At 62.4% G+C, this 16,854-nt stretch carries 15 protein-coding genes; 5 read left to right on the forward strand and 10 right to left on the reverse strand.

Translation table 11 applies throughout. The features are described from left to right. Window positions 1-42: 42 nt before the first annotated feature. The 4 genes from gatA (at window position 43) to AYM40_RS00395 (ending at window position 4,840) form a co-directional block, all read left to right on the forward strand. Entirely contained in the window at window positions 43-1,530 is a 1,488-nt protein-coding gene (gatA, locus tag AYM40_RS00380; RefSeq protein ID WP_063494471.1) for an Asp-tRNA(Asn)/Glu-tRNA(Gln) amidotransferase subunit GatA, read from the forward strand. A gap of 5 nt (window positions 1,531-1,535) precedes the next feature. Then, on the forward strand, window positions 1,536-3,011 hold the full coding sequence (gatB, locus tag AYM40_RS00385; RefSeq protein WP_063494472.1) for an Asp-tRNA(Asn)/Glu-tRNA(Gln) amidotransferase subunit GatB: 1,476 nt from the start codon (window positions 1,536-1,538) through the stop codon (window positions 3,009-3,011). A gap of 155 nt (window positions 3,012-3,166) precedes the next feature. Beyond that, window positions 3,167-4,006 carry a PPK2 family polyphosphate kinase gene (locus tag AYM40_RS00390; protein WP_063494473.1) on the forward strand — a complete coding sequence of 280 codons (840 nt, stop codon included), beginning with the start codon at window positions 3,167-3,169 and terminating at the stop codon, window positions 4,004-4,006. Window positions 4,007-4,060: 54 nt separating this feature from the next. After that, entirely contained in the window at window positions 4,061-4,840 is a 780-nt protein-coding gene (locus AYM40_RS00395; RefSeq protein ID WP_063494474.1) for an exodeoxyribonuclease III, read from the forward strand. A gap of 111 nt (window positions 4,841-4,951) precedes the next feature. Here AYM40_RS00395 and AYM40_RS00400 read toward each other — a convergent pair whose 3' ends face one another. From AYM40_RS00400 to argB, 9 genes are all read right to left on the reverse strand, one after another. Then, complete coding sequence (locus AYM40_RS00400; RefSeq protein WP_063494475.1) at window positions 4,952-6,568, reverse strand: T6SS phospholipase effector Tle1-like catalytic domain-containing protein; 1,617 nt, start codon at window positions 6,566-6,568, stop codon at window positions 4,952-4,954. A 21-nt stretch (window positions 6,569-6,589) separates the two neighbouring features. Further along, complete coding sequence (locus tag AYM40_RS00405) at window positions 6,590-7,069, reverse strand: DUF3304 domain-containing protein (protein WP_063494476.1); 480 nt, start codon at window positions 7,067-7,069, stop codon at window positions 6,590-6,592. A 261-nt stretch (window positions 7,070-7,330) separates the two neighbouring features. Further along, entirely contained in the window at window positions 7,331-8,584 is a 1,254-nt protein-coding gene (locus AYM40_RS39815) for a M48 family metallopeptidase (RefSeq protein WP_420488484.1), read from the reverse strand. Between the two features lie 29 nt (window positions 8,585-8,613). Then, the gene (locus AYM40_RS00415; RefSeq protein WP_063494477.1) at window positions 8,614-10,008 is read right to left on the reverse strand and encodes an AmpG family muropeptide MFS transporter; all 1,395 of its coding nucleotides are present in this window, start codon (window positions 10,006-10,008) and stop codon (window positions 8,614-8,616) included. Between the two features lie 14 nt (window positions 10,009-10,022). Beyond that, entirely contained in the window at window positions 10,023-10,631 is a 609-nt protein-coding gene (metW, locus tag AYM40_RS00420; protein WP_063494478.1) for a methionine biosynthesis protein MetW, read from the reverse strand. Next, entirely contained in the window at window positions 10,628-11,773 is a 1,146-nt protein-coding gene (metX, locus tag AYM40_RS00425) for a homoserine O-succinyltransferase MetX (RefSeq protein WP_063494479.1), read from the reverse strand. The genes metW and metX overlap by 4 nt, the downstream gene beginning before the upstream one ends. A 300-nt stretch (window positions 11,774-12,073) precedes the next feature. Next, the gene (gene slmA / locus AYM40_RS00430) at window positions 12,074-12,778 is read right to left on the reverse strand and encodes a nucleoid occlusion factor SlmA (protein WP_063494480.1); all 705 of its coding nucleotides are present in this window, start codon (window positions 12,776-12,778) and stop codon (window positions 12,074-12,076) included. Further along, complete coding sequence (locus AYM40_RS00435; protein WP_063494481.1) at window positions 12,745-13,548, reverse strand: pyrimidine 5'-nucleotidase; 804 nt, start codon at window positions 13,546-13,548, stop codon at window positions 12,745-12,747. Before AYM40_RS00435 ends, slmA begins: the two co-directional genes overlap by 34 nt. 210 nt (window positions 13,549-13,758) lie before the next feature. Continuing rightward, entirely contained in the window at window positions 13,759-14,658 is a 900-nt protein-coding gene (gene argB, locus AYM40_RS00440; RefSeq protein WP_063494482.1) for an acetylglutamate kinase, read from the reverse strand. 274 nt (window positions 14,659-14,932) lie between these two features. On the opposite strand from argB, the gene AYM40_RS37840 reads away from it, so the two are divergent. After that, a complete protein-coding gene (locus tag AYM40_RS37840; protein WP_082854895.1) occupies window positions 14,933-15,157 on the forward strand; it encodes a cysteine-rich CWC family protein in 225 nt (74 codons plus the stop codon). A gap of 43 nt (window positions 15,158-15,200) precedes the next feature. On the opposite strand, the gene AYM40_RS00450 is transcribed toward AYM40_RS37840, so the two are convergent. Next, window positions 15,201-16,784, reverse strand: a complete 1,584-nt coding sequence (locus AYM40_RS00450) for a tetratricopeptide repeat protein (RefSeq protein WP_063494484.1) — start codon at window positions 16,782-16,784, stop codon at window positions 15,201-15,203. Between the last annotated feature and the right edge of the window lie 70 nt (window positions 16,785-16,854).

The raw sequence follows: 16,854 nt of genomic DNA on the forward strand, positions 1-16,854 counted from the left end.
TGATCGACCAAGACTCGCGAATCAAGCCCAGGATAAAACGCAATGCATGAAAAAAGCTTGACCGAACTGCGCGCCGCACTGGCGGCCAAGGAATGCTCCGCAGTCGAACTGGCGCAGCTCTATCTGAAGCGGATCGACGCGGCCAACAGCCTGAACGCCTTCATTCAGGTCGACCCCGATCTGACGCTGGCGCAGGCGAAAGCGGCCGACGCGCTGCTTCACACCGGCCACGCCGGCCCGCTAGTCGGCCTGCCGATCGCCCACAAGGACGTGTTCGTCACCAAGGGCTGGCGCTCCACGGCCGGCTCGAAGATGCTGTCGAACTACGAAAGTCCGTTCGACGCAACGGTGGTCGCACGTCTACAGAACGCCGGCATGGTGTGCGTGGGCAAGACCAATATGGACGAGTTCGCGATGGGCTCGTCCAACGAGAATTCGTACTTTGGCCCCGTGCAGAATCCGTGGGATCGTCAGGCTGTGCCGGGTGGTTCATCGGGCGGCTCGGCGGCTGCGGTCGCGGCGCGCCTCGCGCCCGCTGCCACCGGCACCGATACGGGCGGCTCGATCCGTCAGCCGGCGTCGTTCTCCGGCATCACCGGCATCAAGCCGACGTACGGCCGCGTGTCGCGTTACGGGATGATCGCGTTCGCATCGTCGCTGGATCAGGGCGGTCCGATGGCCCAAACCGCCGCGGATTGCGCCACGCTGCTCAACGCCATGGCCGGTTTCGACGAGCGCGATTCGACCAGCCTCACGCGCGAAGACGAAGACTTCACGCGCTACATCGGCAAGACGTGGAAGGAAGACGGCGCGGACAAACCGCTCGCGGGCCTGCGCATCGGCCTGCCGAAAGAATATTTCGGCGCAGGCCTCGCCGACGACGTGCGCACCTCGATCGACGCCGCCTTGAAGCAATACGAAGCGTTAGGCGCCACGCTGGTGGAAGTCTCGCTGCCGAAAACCGAGCTGTCGATTCCGGTGTACTACGTGATCGCACCGGCGGAAGCCTCGTCGAACCTGTCGCGTTTCGACGGCGTGCGCTTCGGCCATCGCGCGGCGGAATACCGCGATCTGCTCGACATGTACAAGAAGTCGCGTGCCGAAGGCTTCGGTCCGGAAGTGAAGCGCCGTATTCTGGTGGGCGCGTACGTGCTGTCGCATGGCTATTACGACGCGTACTACCTGCAGGCGCAAAAAATTCGCCGCATCATCGCGCAGGACTTCCAGGAAGCGTTCAAGCAGTGCGACGTGATCATGGGGCCGGTCGCGCCGTCGGTGGCGTGGGACCTCGGCGCGAAGGGCGACGATCCGGTGCAGATGTATCTGGCCGACATCTATACGTTGTCAGTGAGCCTCGCCGGTTTGCCGGGCATGAGCGTACCGTGCGGCTTTGGCGCGGGTGCGAATGCGCAGCGTCCGGTGGGTCTGCAGATCATCGGCAACTATTTCAATGAAGCCCGGATGCTGCAAGTGGCCGACGCGTTCCAGCGCGCGACCGACTGGCACCGTCAAGCACCGGCAGGAGTGTGAGCACCATGGCCAAGCAATGGGAAGTCGTGATCGGTCTGGAGACCCACGCGCAACTGTCGACCCAATCGAAGATTTTCTCGGGCGCCGCCACGCAATTCGGCGCTGCGCCGAACACGCAGGCCTGCCCCGTCGATCTGGCCTTGCCGGGCTCGCTGCCGGTGATGAACCGCGGCGCCGTGGAGCGGGCGATTCAATTCGGTCTCGCCATCGGCTCGACGATCGCGCCGCGCAGCATCTTCGCGCGCAAGAATTATTTCTACCCCGATCTGCCGAAGGGCTATCAGATCAGCCAGTACGAAATCCCCGTCGTGCAGGGCGGCCAGGTGACGATTCAGGTCCCGGCTAACGAAAAGGCGGGCAATCCAGCGTACGAGAAGGTCGTCAACCTGACGCGCGCTCACCTCGAAGAAGACGCGGGCAAGTCGCTGCACGAAGACTTCGCGGGCATGACCGGCATCGACCTGAATCGCGCCGGCACGCCGCTGCTGGAAATCGTCACCGAGCCGGAAATGCGCAGCGCGGCGGAAGCCGTTGCATATGCGAAGACGCTGCACACGCTGGTCACCTGGCTCGGCATCTGCGACGGCAACATGCAGGAAGGCTCGTTCCGTTGCGACGCGAACGTGTCGGTGCGCCCGGTCGGTCAAGCGGAATTCGGCACGCGTGCCGAGATCAAGAACCTGAACTCGTTCCGCTTCCTCGAAGAAGCGATCCAGTACGAAGTGCGCCGCCAGATCGAATTGATCGAAGACGGCGGCACGGTGGTGCAGGAAACGCGTCTGTACGATCCCGACAAGCGCGAAACCCGCTCCATGCGCAGCAAGGAAGACGCGCACGACTACCGTTATTTCCCCGATCCCGATCTGATGCCGCTGGTGATCGACGCGGCGTGGGTCGAGCGCGTGAAAAGCGAAATGCCGGAACTGCCGGTCGCGATTCAGCAGCGTTTCGTGTCGCAATATGGTCTCACGCCGTACGACGCGAACGTGCTGACGTCGAGCAAGGCCATGGCCGCATATTACGAAGCGGTGGTCGTGAAGGTCGGTCCGGCTCAGGCCAAGGTAGCGGCTAACTGGTTGATGGGCGAAGTGTCGTCGCAACTGAACCGTGAAGGCCTGGACATCGCGGAGAGCCCGGTTTCGTCGGCGCAACTCGCGCTACTGCTGCAACGTATTGCCGACGGCACGATCTCGAACAAGATCGCCAAGGAAATTTTCCTCGCGATCTGGGAAGAGCAGGCCACCGACGAAGCCGCTGCCGATCGCATCATCGAAGCCAAGGGTTTGAAGCAGATTTCGGACACCGGCGCGCTGGAAGCGATCATCGACGAAGTGCTCGCCGCGAACCAGAAGTCGGTTGAGGAATTCCGCGCCGGCAAGGAAAAGGCGTTCAACGCACTGATCGGCCAAGCGATGAAAGCCACCAAGGGCAAGGCCAATCCGGCACAGGTGAACGAACTGCTGAAGAAGAAGCTGTCCTGAGTTGAAGCCGAATTGAACTTCGGTTGAAGCTCAGTTGAAACAAAGCGGCTGAAGCGCGAGCTTTGGCCACCGCGGGCTGTTGCCGGAAACGAAAGTGGGGCAACGGCCCGTTTCATTTTGCGAGCCCGTTTAAACGCAGATCCTGGAGTGTGTGAATGGCGAAGCAACCCGAACTCGACGATTTCCGCGTGCCGTATTTCGAAGACGGGAAGAAGAGCGGCAAATTCTCGCTCGACGCTTTCGACCCGGCCGCGAAGCCCTTTTCGACCGGTTCGAAAGATGCCGACCGGGCGCGTTTGTCGGAGATCGGCGCGAAGCTCGACACACTGCAGGAGCGCCTGCACGCGCAGCAGAAGCGTCGCGTGTTGCTCGTGCTGCAGGGCATGGACACGAGCGGCAAGGACGGCACGATCCGCGCGGTGTTTCATGAAGTCGATCCGCTCGGTTTGCGCATCGTGCCGTTCAAGGCGCCGACGCCCGTTGAACTGGCGCACGATTTTCTATGGCGCGTGCATGCGCAGGCGCCCGCTGCCGGCGAACTGACGATCTTCAATCGCAGTCACTACGAAGATGTGCTGGTGCCGACCGTGCTCGGCAATCTGGATGCCGAAGCGTTCGAACGACGCTGCTGCCACATTCGCCAGTTCGAAAAGCTGCTGGCCGACAGCGGTACGACCATCATCAAGTGCATGTTGCACATTTCGAAAGATGAGCAGCGTGTGCGTCTCCAGGCACGCGTTGACGATCCGAGCAAGCACTGGAAATTCGACGTTTCCGATCTCGAAGCCCGCAAGCAGTGGGACAAATATCAGGCGGCGTACCGCGACGCGCTGGCCGCGACTTCGACCGACTACGCGCCGTGGTATATGGTTCCGGCCGATTCGAAGACGCATCGCAATGTGATGGTCGCCGAATTGCTGCTGCGCACGTTCGAAGCGTTAAAGCTCGAATATCCGCCTGCCAAAGAATCGCTGAAGGGCCTCAAGATCGAGTGACCGTATGCTTTTTGCCCTTTGCTCTAACAACGAATCGAACATAAAAGGAACGACATGTTGCGTGTGATTACCGCCAACCTGAACGGCATCCGCTCAGCGGCGAAGAAGGGTTTTTTTGACTGGTTCGGCGAACAGAAGGCCGACGTGCTGTGCGTGCAGGAAATCAAATGCTCACAGGACGATCTGACGCCGGAATTCATGTCGCCGCACGGTTTCACCGGCTATTTCCAGCATGCGGTGAAGAAGGGCTATAGCGGCGCGGGCGTGTACACGCGACATGAGCCCGATGAAGTGGTGATCGGGTTCGGCAGCGAGGAATTCGATCCGGAAGGGCGCTATGTCGAATTGCGCTTCGGCAAACTGTCGGTGATCTCGGTGTACGTGCCGTCGGGATCGAGCGGTGAGGATCGCCAGCAGGCCAAGTTCAGGTTCATGGACGAGTTCATGCCGCATCTCGCGGAACTGGCCGCGGAGCGGGAAGTGATCGTGTGCGGCGACGTGAACATTGTCCACAAAGAGATCGACATCAAGAACTGGAAGAGCAACCAGAAGAATTCAGGCTGCCTGCCGGAAGAGCGCGAATGGCTCACCAAGCTGTTTGACGAAGTGGGTTATGTCGACGTCTTTCGCACTTTGGATCAACGCCCGGAACAGTACACGTGGTGGAGTAATCGCGGTCAGGCGTATGCGAAGAACGTGGGGTGGCGGATCGATTATCAGATCGCGACGCAGGGCATTGCCGGCAAGGCGAAACGCACCGACGTATTCCGCGATATCAAGTTCAGCGACCATGCGCCGCTGACGGTTGATTACGACCACAAGGTGGCGAAGTGAGTTTGCTGTAAATCGGTTTGTCTCACCGGCCAGGCGTTCGCATACGATGCCGCGTTCGTGTGACACCTCGATAGTGGCCTTTCCCCGACGATGGTCTCCGCGCCCCGGCTTTTACACGATCTCGGGGGTGTCGCTATCAATGTCCCGCGAGTGTGCATAATATTTCTCGCCATCGCAGTACACGCCGCGTGGGTCGTACAGTGCGCATGGCCAGGCGGTGAAGGTGGCGACCGAGTCGTGTACGTACTCGGCCAGCAGACTATCGGCTGCGGGAGGAATTGCGCTCGAATCGTCCCACGACGAGAGGATCAGTTTCTCGTAATCGGTCAACTGGCGTGGCGGCGGTGGCGGCCAATCGCGATCGGCGTTGCGAGCTTCGACAGGATTGCGCAGAAATGCGATCCGCTGCACGAGTCGCCGTTGTTCACCCAGCAACTGTTTTGCTTGCGCTTCGGGTTTGGCAGGCACGTCGTAGACCCACGTGTTGGGCTTGCAGGGCGGGTGGTCCTGATCCGTAGCAGGCGGCACGCTTGCGCAGACGGTCCGGCTGACTTTTCCGTAAAGCTGGCCAAGCACGCGCAAATCGGAACGCTGCCGTGCAAGCATGCCGCGCCAGCGGAAATTCAGGCGGCGGTGGGCGTGAATCAAGGCTTCGAGATCGTTGCCGGTCGCTTCGGGCAAGGCGGTCATGTAGTCTTGGTATAGGCTAAACACCGGGTTGTCATCGGGAAGCGTGTAATCCTCTTGAAGCGGCTTTGGTAACTGCCGTGGCAGCCGCATTGGCGCACCGGCACGCAGAGCATCGGCCAGCATATGACGCAACGGAATGCGCGCAAGGTCGCTACTGCGGCCCTGTTCGTCGGGCGCATAGCCACCGCCAACGTCCGAATGCACGCCCGGGTACACCACCTCCTCGCAGTTGGCGGGGTACGTGCGGCCTACCCGCACCGAATCGAGCGGGAATGCCTGACGTACTTCGTGCGCTGAAACGTAATGCACGCACCGCTCCACTTCGGGCGGAATCGCCAGTTCTGATGCCCAGTCGAGATGCAGGGTGGGGCCGCCGACCGAAGCGACCGTATCGAACAAACCCATGAAATTGATGCGTAGTGGCACGCGTTCACCGTTCGGGGCGAGCCAAATCAGGCCGCTGTCGGTACGTTCGCTCTTCATGTCGATCAACCGGCGCACGAAGGCTCGCGCTTCTGTCGCGCCGCGCGAGAAGCCGAAGATGGCGACGTTGATGAACTGCATGCACTTCCACGCAGCAGAGCCCCATTCGCGTTCGAGAATGCGCGAAAACTCGGCCAGCGCGAACTTGATGCGCATGTCGCCGCCTGCGCCCAGTCCGAGCCCTCGCACGCCTCCTGGTTCGTCTTCGAGCATGTCGGTATAACCGGCTACCTTGGGAATCAGGAAGGGCGTGCCGACGCCGGGGATGTAGGTTGGTGAAGACCCAAGTCTTCGCCGGTTAATGATGGCAGCACGGTAGAGCTTGGCAATATTCGAATGTCTGTTGAGCGGTAGGTCGCGTTCCAGATTGTTGTTGGTACCATCAAAGAAGAACGACAGCTTGGGATACAGGCGGCATTTGGCGTCCATGGACGTGTACGGCCCATCCTTGTTGGACGAGGAAAACAGCTCACGGAGGCGCTTTTCTCCGCCCTGAAGGGCGGCCCTGTCCATTTCTTTGTCGGTGGTTGGCGCACTGGCCTGGCGAACAGTCATCAGTTGTCCTCTGGGAGTGAGTTATCTATCGGCACAACCCGATCTGGAAGGAGAAAACGCCAGTTCGGCCGTGTTGAGGTCGCGCAGGATCACGCAGACGTAGGCGTCGTCCTTGTTCGGATCGGGGTCGCTGTGCGGGCCGCCTCCGGGGAAGCGGACCATCATTGAGCGCGTTTCCCTGTTCAGCGCTGGCGTGTCGCCTTTCGGATCTTCTTCAGCCCACTTCCATCGGACGGTTGTGGGTTTGTGCCAATCCGCGAGGCCAGGGTGGCAGCAAGCTGCGGCTGCGCCATCGTTCTGTGGCGGCGCATCGCCCGCCCAGTATTTGTCGACAAATACATCAAATGCATAGCGGTCCGTATGATTGATGGGCACCATCGCCATGGCGGTTCCGCGGGAAGCAAACGGATCATCCGGCAGGTGGGAGGCCCCGGCACATGCCGAGAGCGTGACCAGCGTGCACGCAGCGAGGCTTGTCAAACGGAGAGAGATGGGTTTCATACCGCCTGTTCCTGTTGTAGTCGAAGCGGACGTCCGCCATACGTTTGCCTGGTGTGGCAACCGTGCAGGCAGCAAGGATCCGCTGTGCGCAAAGAGAGAGGGCTCTTCGCGCTACCTTTGTCGACAGGAATTTAAGCCGGTTTTAATATCGGCTATCTTATTAAGCTGAACCACGTCAGCTTGATAGCGAATGCGGGATAGCGATGAGGGGGGGCGCGCCAGAATCCAGGGCGGACTCGCGACCAAGCCAGCTATTGTGAATCAATCCCGTAAGGCGGCGCGGCGCGGGCGACCCATGCCGGCATAGTCCGGCAGCGCATCGACGCTCTTGCCGATTGCCTTCGCATAGAGCGGCAGCATATCCGGCAAACGCTTGATGATGTCCTTGCGCCGCGCCGGCGTGTACGGGTGCACGTAGATATAGCCCTGATCGCGATTGCTGCGCGTCGCCGTGGCGAGCTTGTCCCATAGCGTGACTGCCGCACGCGGATCGAAGCCGGCGCGCGAGGCGATATCGCTGCCGATCACGTCGGCCTCGGTTTCGTCGGTGCTCTCGTACTTCATCTCCAGCAGCCGCGAACCGATGCCGAGCGGCGCGGCGCCTAGATCGGCGAGCCCGAATAGCTGCGGGATCGTGCCGGATGAGTCGAGCTGACTGGCCTGCAGTTCGCCGAGCCGCTCGCGCGCATGCTCGCGCAACGCATGTGCGATCTCGTGACCGATCAGCATGCCGAGTTCGTTGTCGTTCAGACGTACGCGATCGAGCAGGCCGCCATAGACGACGATCTTGCCGCCCGGCAGGCAGTACATGCGGATATCGGGCGAGCGCACCACCGCCACGTCCCACTTCCAGCCCTTCGCGCGCTCGTTCCACTTCAGCGAGTAAGGAATCAGCTTGTCGACGATCGAACGAACTCGTGTGACATGAGCGTCAGTGTCGCCGTACAGGCGGTTCGCGTGCTCTGCGCCGTACGTGATCTGGTTGAACTCTTCGGCGGCCTGTGCCTCGAGCATGGGCGATGGGATCAGGTTGCGAAACACGAGGTAGCCACCATAGCGCAGCTGTGTGTTCGGAGCACTGTAAGTCGGGGGTGTGGGGGTGTTGGCGGCTGCAGCGGGCGCTGAATTTGCGGCAGGCGCTTTTGCGGCCGCTGCCGGCGCCGAGGTAGCGGCGGGCGTTTTGGCCGTTACTGGTGGCGGCTGTGTTGAAGCGGGCGGCGTGGCGGCCGCAGGCGCGCTGCCGGCGTTCGTCGCGCTGGTTGCGCCAGCCGCCGCCGATGTCGCGTTTTCCGGGTTCGCCGTATTCGGCACCGACTTTGCCGCCGGCGCCGGCACCGGCATCGGCGTGGTGCCGGTGGCCGGCGCTGCTGGACTGGTGCTGACCGCGGGCATAGCGGTCGCGTAGGCGCTCAGCGGCACGGTCAACGTCAGGCTTGCGCAACCGAGCGCCAACGCCGCACGCACCGCCGCACGGCTGGTCTTGGGCGAAGGAGTCCTGGCGGCATCCGATTCCAGGCGCACCACGCGCTTTGGCTGAAGCACCGTCACGACCGGATTCTCCAGGGCGCGATGCGCAGCAGAAGCAGCATGCCGGGCAGCGCCAGCGCGGTACACACAATGAAGTAGTCGAACCAGCCGATCTGCGCGACCACATAGCCGCTTGCCGCCGACGCCAACGTGCGCGGCACCGAAGCCAGGCTCGTGAAGAGCGCGAACTGCGTCGCGGTGTAACGCGGATCGGTGGTGCTGGCGATGTAAGCGGTGAAGGCCGCCATCGTCAGACCGGTCGCGAAAGTTTCCAGGCCGTAGACCAGGGCCAGCGCGACTGAGCGCGGATCGAGCTGCACCGCCCAGTCGACGCCGACTAGTGCGAGCAGTTCCGAGGTGCCCTGGCTCAGCCAGACGGCGATGTCATAAATCACGGCAAGGCCAGGCGATGTTGGGCCAAGATGCGCAAGCCACGCGAAGCCGAGCGTCGACACCATCTGCAGCACGCCGAAGATCCAGAGCCCGCGGCCGATGCCGACCTTCATCATCCAGATCCCGCCCACGATCCCGCCCGCCAGACTCGCGCCGAACGCGGTGGTCTTGGCGATCACGCCGATCTGCGTGCGCGAAAAGCCGATGTCGAGAAAGAACGACGTGGACAGCGTAGTCGCCATCGTGTCGCCGAGCTTGTAAAGAAAGATGAAGCCGAGCACGAAGAGCGCGCCGCGCCAGCCGTCGCGTTGAATGAACTCACTGAACGGCTGGACGATCGCTTCGCGCAAATTTTTCGGCGGTGTGCCGTGCACTTCGGGTTCGCGCACCACCAGCGTCATGACCATGCCAGGCAGCATGAATGCGGCGGTGGCGATGAAAACGGTGGTCCACGGCAAATGGTCGGACAGAATCAACGCCAGCGAACCCGGCACCAGCGCGGCGATCTTGTAAGCGTTCACGTGCACCGCATTGCCGAGGCCCTGCTGCGTGTCGCTTAGCAGCTCACGCCGGTATGCATCGATTGAGATGTCCTGGCTCGCGCCGAAGAAGGCGACCAGCGCCGTTAACGCCGCGACCGTCCAGATCGCATCCTTCGGTGACACGAAACCGAGCGTGGCAATCGCGCCCGCGACCAGAATCTGCGTGACCAGCATCCAGCCGCGCCGTCTGCCCGGCCGCCAGCCCGGCAAACGCGGCACGTAGCGGTCCATCAGCGGCGCCCAGACGAATTTCCAGGTGTAGGGGAACTGAATCAGCGCGAAAAGGCCGATTTCCTTCAGATTGACGCCTTCGGAGCGTAGCCAGGCCTGCACCAGATAGACGAGCGTGAACAGCGGCAGTCCCGACGTAAAGCCGAGAAAGACGCAAATCAGCATGCGCGTATTCAGGAACGCGCGCCAGCCGGGATGTTCTTCGTGAGCGGTAAGTGCAGGCGCCTCGTGCGGCGGGTTCGACATGTGGATAAGTGGCGTTAGCTTTTCTTGACGCGATAGACCGCAAGACTACCACGCCAGTTCACCCCCCATCGCACCACCTGGCCGTCGTGCAGCACCACGCGGTCGAGAATCTCGATGCCGACTTCCGGCGCCAGCGCCTCGAAATCCTTGATCGTCAGCACCCGCACGTTCGGCGTGTTGTGCCACTGATAAGGCAGCGATTTCGACACTGGCATGCGGCCTTGCAGCACGGAAAGCCGGTGCGCCCAGTAGCCGAAATTCGGGAACGAGACGATGCATTCCTTGCCCACCCGCACCGTCTCGCGCAGGATCGCGGCCGTTTGATGGATGGTTTGCAGCGTCTGCGACAAAACCGCGAAATCGAAGCTGCTGTCTTCGAACAGACGCAGACCGTCTTCCAGATTCTGCTGGATCACGTTGACGCCGTTCTGCGTCGACGCCAATACCCCGGCGTCGTTGATTTCGATGCCGTAGCCCTGCACGTCCAGTTCTTCCTTCAACAGCGACAGCAACGAGCCGTCGCCGCAACCCAGATCGAGCACGGTGGCGCGCGGTTCGACCCAGCGGGCAATCGCGCGGAAGTCCGGGCGCAGCGCCAGATAATCGAGTGCTCGCTGGTTCATGCGTTCACCTCGTTCGCAATACGTTCGTAATAGGCGCGCATCAGGTTGTGATAGCGCGCGTCGTCGAGCAGGAAGGCGTCGTGGCCGTGCGGCGCGTCGATTTCCGCGTAGGTTACCGTGCGCTTGTGGTCGAGCAGCGCCTTCACCAGTTCGCGCGAGCGGGCCGGTGCGAAGCGCCAGTCGGTCGAGAAGCTGGCGATCAGGTATTTCGCCGTGGTGTGCGCGACGGCGGCGGTCAGGTCGCCGTCGAAGGCTTTGGCTGGGTCGAAATAGTCGAGCGCGCGGGTGATCAGCAGGTACGTGTTCGCGTCGAAGTAGTCGGCGAATTTGTCGCCCTGGTAGCGCAGATACGACTCCACTTCGAATTCCACGTCGAAGTTGAAGTTGTACGCGTCCACCGCGCCTTCCGCGCGGCGCAACGAACGGCCGAATTTCTCGGCCATGTCGTCGTCCGACAGGTACGTGATGTGGCCGATCATGCGCGCGACGCGCAAGCCGCGCTTCGGCTTCACGTTGTGCGCGTAGTAGTTGCCGCCGTGAAAATCCGGGTCCGACAGGATCGCCGAGCGCGCGACTTCGTTGAACGCGATGTTCTGCGCGGACAGCTTCGGCGTGGACGCCACGACGATGCAATGGCCCACGCGCTCCGGATACATCACGCTCCACGCGAGCGCCTGCATGCCGCCGAGGCTGCCGCCCATCACCGCCGCGAAGCGCGTGATGCCGAACTCGTCGGCGACGCGCGCCTGCGCGTTCACCCAATCTTCAACCGTGACGACTGGAAAGGTCGCGCCGTACGGATTGCCGGTCGCCGGATCGATGCTCATCGGCCCGGTCGAGCCGAAGCACGAACCCAGGTTGTTCACGCCGATCACGAAGAACTTGTTGGTGTCGAGCGGCTTGCCCGGGCCGACCATGTTGTCCCACCAGCCGATGTCCTTCGGATTGTCGGCGTACACGCCCGCCACATGGTGCGATGCGTTGAGCGCGTGGCACACCAGCACGGCATTGCTGCGCGTGGCGTTGAGCGTGCCGTAGGTCTCGACCATCAGGTCGTAACCGGCCAGCGAGCTGCCGTTCTGCATGAGCAGCGGCTCGGTGAAATGCATTTTTTGGGGAGCGACGATACCGATCGATTCCATTCATTCCGCCATTTAACAAATACAGGGCGGCTAGATTGGCGTCGGCGAGGCACGGAGGAGAAGCGGTGTGCGCGGCTGACGACCTCTTTAGCCGCATTTATAGTGAACTGCGGGATCGGATGTTCCCGGTAGTTCGCGCGCCCGCAATCGAGTCAGCAAATCGGCGCGTGATGGTGTTCAGCGTGTTCTGGACAGCGGTCTCAGGAGTATCGAGGTGCCGAAGTCAGGCGCAAAGTATAGCGGAAAATTTCATGCGGCAGCGTCGTGGGCGCTGCCTTGCCGTTGCGCGGGCGGCGCGGACTACTGAAGAATCAGCAGCAGTTGCGCATCGGCGTGTTCGGCTGGCGGCCGCGCAAAGCCGCTGCGCACATACCGATGCCAGCGGCCGATGATGTAGCTCAGCAGCAGGCTCGCGCGGATCGCGGGATCGTAGCCGGCGGGCAGCGGGGCGGCGTGTGCATTTGCGCTCGGACCTGTGGTTTCGCCCGCGCCCGCGCTTGCGTTTGCCTCCATCTGAGCCAGCCGCAAACACTGCTTCAACGACGCTTCGACTCGCTCCAGCATCTGATTGACGCGCTCGGTCAGCCGCTCATGCTCGCCGACCAGCGCCTCGCAGGTCAGCACGCGTGTCATGCCGGGATTCTTCGCGGGGAAGTTGAGCAGCATCAGCGCAATCGCGCGGGCTTGCAGCACCCCGTTGCTTTCTTTGTCGGCGATCTGGTTGATCAAGCCAAAGATGGTCTGCTCGATGAACTCGATGAGCCCTTCGAACATTTGCGCCTTGCTGGCGAAATGGCGGTACAGCGCGGCTTCCGAGACGCCGAGCCGGGCGGCGAGTGCCGCTGTGGTGATCTTTTCGCTCTTCGGCGCCTCCAGCATCGCGGCAAGCGTCTGCAGGATGTGCACGCGGCGCTCGCCCGGCTTCAGGCGCGGCGCACGCGGGGCGGCCGACGGGGTGGGTTCGTGTTCGGCTACGGCTTCGTCAGGCTTGTCGATCGGCTGCATGGCTGTCGTCCCGTCTGCTGTCCCTTCAATCGAACCGAGCGGCTGCCCAGTCGTAGCGATTTTAACGAACGAATGCTTCGATCCACATAGTGCGGCCGGCCGGTGCCCGGCAGACGCGTCGGTACGCCGTCCGCGTGCGGTTTGCGCGGCAGATGGCCGGTGATCCACACGGTGCGGATACCGAGCCGCCGGTAGTGCTTCAGATGCGAACGCGTATCTTCTACGAGGATCACGTCTTTGAGCGAGACGTGTGCGTCGCGCATCGCCCGGCGCAGCATCGAATGGTCAGGTTTGGCGCGCCAGGTGCGGCGATCGCGCATATGTTCGATGGCAATCACCTGTTCGAACAGGCGCTCGATGCGCAACTCCGCGAGCACCGCGCGCGCATAGACCTCGGGTGCATTGGTCAGCACGATCTTGCGGCCGGGCAGCGACGCGACGAGCCGCGCGACACCGCGTTCGTGACGGATCATCGAACCGAGATCGGGGAACGTGTGGACGACTTTCAGGAAGTCGTTCGGGTCGAGCGGATGGTGGCGGGTCAGACCGAGCAGCGCCGCGCCGTAACGTTGCGTGTAGCCGGCGCGCAGACGGTTGGCTTCGTCGACGTCGACTTGCAATGCGTCGATGATGTACTGCGTCATGCCCTGATTGATCGCGGGGAAGATCGCGTGCGAGGCGTGGTGCAGCGTGTTGTCGAGATCGAACAGCCAGACCGGACTGCCGCCTGCGATGTGCGGACGACGGCGTCGGGAAGTGGGGGTGCGCATGATGGAGGGCGCCGTTCAGGCGCATGCAGCCGCTACACACAGCGAACGCTGACGACGCTTCGCGATGCGCAAGGCGGTAGAAGAGGAGAGCGTATTGTCGCGCCGGAGCGCGGCACGCTGTGTACCACTGAGCGCCGCGGCGGCGCAACTGCACGGCCCACCTGGCACGCCTGTACTGGCGTACCCCGTGGGCCGGGTTTGAGGCAGGAATCAATGCGAGCGGATCATCGTGCCGAACGGCTGTTCGGTGAGAATCTCGAGCAGCACCGAGTGCTCGATACGGCCGTCGATGATGTGCACCGAACGCACGCCGCTCTTCGCTGCATCCAGCGCCGACGAGATTTTCGGCAGCATGCCGCCGGAGATCGTGCCGTCCGCGAACAGGCCGTCGATTTCGCGTGCCGACAGATCGGTCAGAAGATTGCCTTCCTTATCCATCACGCCCGGGATGTTGGTCATGATCACGAGCTTTTCGGCGTTCAGCACGACCGCCAGTTTGCCCGCGACCAGATCCGCGTTAATGTTGTACGACAGGCCGTCTTCGCCGAAGCCGATCGGCGAGATCACCGGAATGAACGCGTCGTCCTGCAGCGCTTTCACGACCGCGGGATTGATCGCCTCGACTTCGCCCACCTGACCGATATCGACGTATTGGCCGGGATTGTCGCGATCCGGCATCTGCATCTTGCGCGCGTGGATCAGGCCGCCGTCCTTGCCGGTCAGACCGACCGCGTGGCCGCCGAAATGGTTGATCAGCGTGACGATGTCCTGCTGCACTTCGCCGCCGAGCACCCATTCGACGACTTCCATCGTCTCTTCGTCGGTGACGCGCATGCCCTGAATGAATGTGCCCTGCTTGCCGATTTTCTTCAGCGCCTGGTCGATTTGCGGACCGCCGCCGTGCACGATAACCGGATTGATACCGACCAGCTTCAGCAGGATCACGTCGCGCGCGAAGCCTTGCTTCAGCCGCTCTTCGGTCATGGCGTTGCCGCCGTATTTGATGACCACGGTCTTACCGTGATACTGGCGAATGTAGGGCAGCGCCTCGGCCAGAATTTCAGCCTTCAGGGTGGGCGCGATCTGCGAAAGGTCAGGGATCTCGGACATGGCGGCAGGCTCAGGCACGGAACAGTTAAAACAGGGCGAATTGTACAGGACTGGCGCGCTGCAACAGGGTTTTCCATAGCGGCGCCGGTGGCGGGCGGCGCCGGCTTTGCGCACTGCGCAATGGGCGGCTTTTCGCAGCGACGGCCGGCAAGCAAGCCTATCGCCGTTCAGAACTGCCCGAGAATTGGCCGAACGGCCGATTGCCGACCGACGGCGGCGCGCCAGTCGTGGCATCATTTCCTGATCCAGGCTGAAGTGAAACCACCGGCCCGTCATGAAATCGTCAACTTCCCGCTCCGCAAGCAGCGCGCTTTGTCCGCGCTGCGGTCAGGCGTTCGATTGCGCCATGCACCGGGTGCCGTTCGACTGCTGGTGCCGCGAGATGCCGGCCTTGGCGGCAGACAGGCTTGATCCATCGGGCCGCTGTCTGTGTCCTGAATGTCTCGCAGCAGAGATCGCGCGAGCCGTGCAATCGGCGCAGGGAGCCGGTTCGCCTTGAACGCGGCGCGGTGCGGTGCGGCTCTGGCGGCCGCCTTGCCGGCCTACGCCGCGTGGTGCCGGGCCGCAAGCATACCCAGATCGCGGGCAACGGCCTCCAGTGCTGGATCCCATTGACCGAACTGTGGCTGCCGGTAGAGCGTCGCGCTCGGATACCATGGGCTGTCGGGCCGGTCGAGCAGCCAGACCCAATGCGGATTGACGTCGAGCAGCACCCATGTGCGCCGGCCGAGTGCGCCGCTCAGATGCGCCACGGACGTGCAAACAGTGATGACGAGATCGAGCGCGCTGACAAACGCCGCCGTGTCGTCGAAATTGGCGAATTCGGCGGTGTAGTCCGACATCGGCAGACCCGCCGCTCGGGCGGCAGCGACGTCCGCTTCCGCACCGGGTTGCAGCGAATAGAACGCCATGTCGTGCATGCCGCCGAAATGTTCCGCGTAGCGCTCCCAACCGACCCGCCGGAATGGATTGCGCTGATGGCCCAGGCTGCCGGTCCATGTCAGTCCCACTTTGAGCCTCGTTTCTCCGCTAAGCCTCTTTCGCCACGACTTGCTGGCTGTGGCGTCCGCATGCAGGTACGGAATCGCAGCGGGGATGGTCTCTTCGCGCGTGTCGAATATCAAAGGCAGGCTGAGTAACGGAATTTCGTAATCAAACGGCGGCAAAGATTCGACGCCGCCACCGGCTGAATAGCCGTCCACATGATCGCTGAGGCTGCGCGCGAGCAGCGCGCCCATTTGCGGAAATGAATTCCAGACGAGTCGGCCGCCCTCGCGATGAACACGCGCGGCCAGCAGAGGGACATAGCGGCTGAACTGCAAGACATCGCCCATGCCCTGTTCCCCCCACACCAGCAGCGTTTTGCCGGCGAGCGATTCGCCTTGCCAGGTCGGCGCGGGCATGGCGGGGCGGTTGCCGCCCAATTCAAACGAGCCGTCCCAGCGCGCTTCATGGGTTTGCCAGCCGTGCGCGTAATCGCCATGCATGAGCTGCAGCATGCTGAGATTGGAGCGCATGGTTGCGTCGTTGGGTGCTAATGCACAGGCAGTTCTTGCGGTGTGCTCGGCTTCGTCCCAGCGTTGCGCTTCACGCAGCGCCAGCGCATAGTTGTTATGCGCCAGCGGACTATCCGGCGCGCATTGCACAGCGCTTGCACCGGCTTCGAGCGCGCGCGGCAGATCTAAATTGACGCGGCTTGCTTGAGTGAGATTGGTCCATGCGTCGCCGTTGCGGGGTTCGTCGTGAACTGCACTTTCCAGTAGAGCGAGTTGCTCGTTGAGATCGCCGCCAGTGAGTGTGAGGGCGCCAGCGAGATTGTTGCGCAACTGCGGCAAGGCCGGATCGATGGCGAGAGCGCGGCGATAGGGTGCGATTGCCTCGCCATGCCGGTTTGCCATCTGCAGCGCGTAGCCGACACGGAAGTGTGCAAGAGCGCGACGGGGATCGAGTTGGGCAATAATGGCGGCGAGTTCGATCGCGTCGTTGTGACGATGTTGCTCGAGCAGCGTGGCAAAGAGCGATTCGATCGACTCGTCGTCGAGTGGGTGGTGTTGCGCGGCGGCATGCCGCAGAAAAGTCAGGAAAGCTGACGAGGCGAGCGTCTCGCTATCAGAGATAGGCAGCATGGATGGTTTTGGGCGGCGCAAGAACCGGTGATGCGTGATCGGCCTAGGCAACGCGCTATCGCAAAAATTC

Origin of the sequence: Paraburkholderia phytofirmans OLGA172, assembly GCF_001634365.1 — a bacterium.
GTDB lineage: Bacteria > Pseudomonadota > Gammaproteobacteria > Burkholderiales > Burkholderiaceae > Paraburkholderia.

Coding starts and splice junctions, on each gene's coding strand:
- gatA (WP_063494471.1), top strand. CDS start 43: ATGCATGAAAAAAGCTTGACCGAACTGCGCGCCGCACTGGCGGCCAAG.
- gatB (WP_063494472.1), top strand. CDS start 1,536: ATGGCCAAGCAATGGGAAGTCGTGATCGGTCTGGAGACCCACGCGCAA.
- AYM40_RS00390 (WP_063494473.1), top strand. CDS start 3,167: ATGGCGAAGCAACCCGAACTCGACGATTTCCGCGTGCCGTATTTCGAA.
- AYM40_RS00395 (WP_063494474.1), top strand. CDS start 4,061: ATGTTGCGTGTGATTACCGCCAACCTGAACGGCATCCGCTCAGCGGCG.
- AYM40_RS00400 (WP_063494475.1), bottom strand. CDS start 6,568: ATGACTGTTCGCCAGGCCAGTGCGCCAACCACCGACAAAGAAATGGAC.
- AYM40_RS00405 (WP_063494476.1), bottom strand. CDS start 7,069: ATGAAACCCATCTCTCTCCGTTTGACAAGCCTCGCTGCGTGCACGCTG.
- AYM40_RS00415 (WP_063494477.1), bottom strand. CDS start 10,008: ATGTCGAACCCGCCGCACGAGGCGCCTGCACTTACCGCTCACGAAGAA.
- metW (WP_063494478.1), bottom strand. CDS start 10,631: ATGAACCAGCGAGCACTCGATTATCTGGCGCTGCGCCCGGACTTCCGC.
- metX (WP_063494479.1), bottom strand. CDS start 11,773: ATGGAATCGATCGGTATCGTCGCTCCCCAAAAAATGCATTTCACCGAG.
- slmA (WP_063494480.1), bottom strand. CDS start 12,778: ATGCAGCCGATCGACAAGCCTGACGAAGCCGTAGCCGAACACGAACCC.
- AYM40_RS00435 (WP_063494481.1), bottom strand. CDS start 13,548: ATGCGCACCCCCACTTCCCGACGCCGTCGTCCGCACATCGCAGGCGGC.
- argB (WP_063494482.1), bottom strand. CDS start 14,658: ATGTCCGAGATCCCTGACCTTTCGCAGATCGCGCCCACCCTGAAGGCT.
- AYM40_RS37840 (WP_082854895.1), top strand. CDS start 14,933: ATGAAATCGTCAACTTCCCGCTCCGCAAGCAGCGCGCTTTGTCCGCGC.
- AYM40_RS00450 (WP_063494484.1), bottom strand. CDS start 16,784: ATGCTGCCTATCTCTGATAGCGAGACGCTCGCCTCGTCAGCTTTCCTG.